Origin of the sequence: Helicobacter equorum (genome assembly GCF_900198655.1) — a bacterium.
Classification (GTDB): domain Bacteria; phylum Campylobacterota; class Campylobacteria; order Campylobacterales; family Helicobacteraceae; genus Helicobacter_F; species Helicobacter_F equorum.
The window spans coordinates 1-2,956 of sequence record NZ_FZPO01000040.1 but is presented as its reverse complement, the minus strand read 5'-3'; the positions used below and the strand labels follow the sequence as shown (position 1 = coordinate 2,956).

At 38.4% G+C, this 2,956-nt stretch carries 3 protein-coding genes and 1 pseudogene; 1 reads left to right on the top strand and 3 read right to left on the bottom strand.

All coding sequences use genetic code 11. From position 1 onward, the window contains the following. Nucleotides 1–276, top strand: a pseudogene (locus C6H22_RS06510) (hypothetical protein); the annotation flags it as partial. On the opposite strand, the gene C6H22_RS06505 reads toward C6H22_RS06510, so the two are convergent. Genes C6H22_RS06505 through C6H22_RS06495 form a run of 3 tightly spaced genes read right to left on the bottom strand, consistent with a single transcriptional unit; the run spans nt 266 to nt 2,812 of the window. Beyond that, on the bottom strand, nt 266–742 hold the full coding sequence (locus C6H22_RS06505) for a phosphatidylglycerophosphatase A family protein (protein ID WP_104694516.1): 477 nt from the start codon (nt 740–742) through the stop codon (nt 266–268). The pseudogene C6H22_RS06510 and the gene C6H22_RS06505 overlap by 11 nt on opposite strands. 2 nt (nt 743–744) lie before the next feature. Further along, entirely contained in the window at nt 745–1,650 is a 906-nt protein-coding gene (locus tag C6H22_RS06500) for a response regulator (RefSeq protein WP_104694515.1), read from the bottom strand. A gap of 19 nt (nt 1,651–1,669) precedes the next feature. After that, on the bottom strand, nt 1,670–2,812 hold the full coding sequence (locus C6H22_RS06495; protein ID WP_104694514.1) for a bifunctional 2-C-methyl-D-erythritol 4-phosphate cytidylyltransferase/2-C-methyl-D-erythritol 2,4-cyclodiphosphate synthase: 1,143 nt from the start codon (nt 2,810–2,812) through the stop codon (nt 1,670–1,672). Nucleotides 2,813–2,956 lie beyond the last annotated feature (144 nt).

The window sequence follows — 2,956 nt, the reverse complement described above, 5'->3', positions numbered from 1 at the left end:
GCAGGGTCAGAGGTTTATAAGAGACAGAGACAAAAAGCACATGCCATGCAACCAGATTCACTGCACCTACATACATTGATATTCACATGTCTTCAAAGACGCCATAGCACATCTGCAAATGCCAAAACCTCGCTTATCATCACACTATGCGTTATGCCATTTATACTTATTAGTATCCTGTGCTATCAAGATACCCCAATCCTTATTGCAATATCTATATGCTTTATCATTCTCTACACTCTAGCATATCGTTTGATTAAAGCATCTAGTAAATAATACTCCAAAGCGTCATTACAAGTAACACACAAATCCCAGCTACAAACCCAGCTAATACATCATCACCCACCACGCCAAGTCCGCCTTTTACCTCACGATCGATTTTTCCAATAAAAGAGGGCTTCCAAATATCAAAGATTCTAAAAAACACAAAGCTTAGCGCAATTGCTACAATCCCTTCATACACGCTAAGCGTGTGAATATTAATAAAACTCATTGCAATCCACACACCCACAAGTTCATCAATAACAATGCTTTTATCATCGTGCGTGCCACCATTTTGCTCATAAATAGTAATCTGCTTTATTGCAATGCCCCCAAGCAAAATAGCGAGTAAAAATAAGGTTTCTCGTGAAAAATACAACAAGGGCAATCCCAAAAACACGCTTACCAAACTCCCCCAAGTCCCAGGTGCAAAAGGGATTTTCCCACTATATAACACACTCAAAAATGCTGTTTGCCACATACTTAGGATTCTTTTGTTGTTTTATTATGACGCAAAAGTCCATATTTTTTGCGTTTTTCCCACAGGCTCTTGCGACTCATACCAAGCTTTTTGGCAAGCTCTATATCAGGATAACGACTTTCAAATTTTGTGATGATGATACGCTCATATTCCTTGACAGATAAAATATCACCTCCAAGCTCCAACGCCCCAGAACAATTAGAAATATCTACCACTTGTGGAAATGGCACTTTTTCATTAGAAATGGTGGAGACAATACAGCTATATTTTAAAATCATCTCCAAAAATTCTTTTAACTCACTTTTTTTCAATTCCTCGAGATTGGTAATGTAAAACACTTGATTTTTGCTTGGTTGAGATTCAAAGATTTGTCGCCATTTTTCTTCTTTGAGTGTCAAAAATGCAAATCGTATCCCCTTACGACGCGCGTAACGCATAGCATAAATATCTGCACTACGCTGGGAATTGGCTTTGATAATAAATGGTGGATTATATGCTATAGGATTAGGTGTAGAGAGTTCTTTTTCAATGAAATTAAAATAATTACAATAAAATTCTATTTCTTTTTTGAGATCTCTATAAGACTTATAATGTCTGATTTTACGCACAAGCTCATCGATCACAAAAGGTTTGACAATATAATCTGTAACTCCGCTTTGTAATGGCTTAGTTACCGTATCATCATTGATATAAGAAATCATTAAGATAATAATCGCTTCCTCATAACGCTTTGTAAGCTCTTGATAATTACCATCTATGCTCCCAAGTGAAGCAATCACTACATCATAATCTTTACGCTCTATTTCTTTGAGATTGGCAGCAATTGTGCATTCTAATTGAAAATCACTCAATTTGTTAACAATGCCTTGTGCCAAATATGTCTCATTCTCAATAATCAATACTCTCACTCTCTCTCCTTAATGTAAATTAGCGCAAAATGCTATCCCATTGTATATATCCGAGTGTAGCGGTGGCACTCACTGCTACACCTTCTTTTCGTCCAATAAAACCTAGAGATTCTGTAGTTGTAGCTTTGATACTTACCCGTGCTTTTGGAAGCCCCAAAAGTGCCGCGATACTTTCTTGAATGCGCTGTTTATAGGGTGCAATCTTTGGGATTTGTGCCATTATGGTAACATCCACATATCGCACCTCAAACCCCACACTTCTAGCATATGCGTGAATATGTGCAAGAAGCTTTTTAGAATCTGCTCCCTTGAACTCCTCACTTGTATCTGGAAACCACTGCCCTATATCTCCTGCACACATCGCACCCAATATCGCATCACTAAGTGCGTGCAAAACCACATCGCCATCACTATGGGCTTTGAAGCCTATCGGGGAGGCAATCTCAATGCCACCTAATACCATAGGCTTACCCTCCTCAAAGGCATGAACATCAAACCCATTTGCGCAAAAACTTTCCTTACTAGGTAGCAAGAGGTTGGAATTTTGCAAATCCTCACCTAGTGTAAGTTTGGAAAGCTTTGCGCTGCCTTGCACAAAATCTATACGCCTACCAAGTGCGTGTATTGCTGAACTCTCATCGCTAAAATCTTTAGAATCTAAGGCTTGTTTGAGGGTTTGTGTATGACTAAGTTGCGGAGTTTGAATAAGTTTAATATCCTCACGCACAAGATATGAACCTTGATAAAAAGTCGTATCTGGCACACTCACAAAAGGCACGGCACAAGCAAAATCAGGATTATCCAAACATGCAAAAAGTCGCTCACATACCGCTTTATCGACATCCCAACGTGCTACATCACTCACAAGCACAAAATCCGCCTCAACAAACCTAAGAGCATTTCTTAGACTCTGTGCGCGTGTATTGCCGCCTTTGATGACGCAAAATGGGCTAATAGTTTGCATATACAAAAAATCCGATTCTGAAGCGGTGATAAAAATTTGAGAAAACGGATATATTTCACTCAAATCTTGTGCGACTTTTTGCCACAATGGCATATCACCTATTCTAAGCCATTGTTTTTTAAGCGAAATATTTGCACTTGCACAAAAGCGTGTAGAATCTCCAGCAGCCATAAGAATCAGGGCTATACGATGAGACATTGATCTCCCCATATCACAAATTTTTTGAAATTGTAGCGACACTTTCACAAAAAAATGCTGAAGTTGTTACAAAAATCTACATAAATATTTATAAAATTGAGATTGACAAAGACAATTTCAGGTTTTTCTGCTACAATCACACCC

Coding starts and splice junctions, on each gene's coding strand:
- C6H22_RS06505 (WP_104694516.1), bottom strand. CDS start 742: ATGTGGCAAACAGCATTTTTGAGTGTGTTATATAGTGGGAAAATCCCT.
- C6H22_RS06495 (WP_104694514.1), bottom strand. CDS start 2,812: ATGTCTCATCGTATAGCCCTGATTCTTATGGCTGCTGGAGATTCTACA.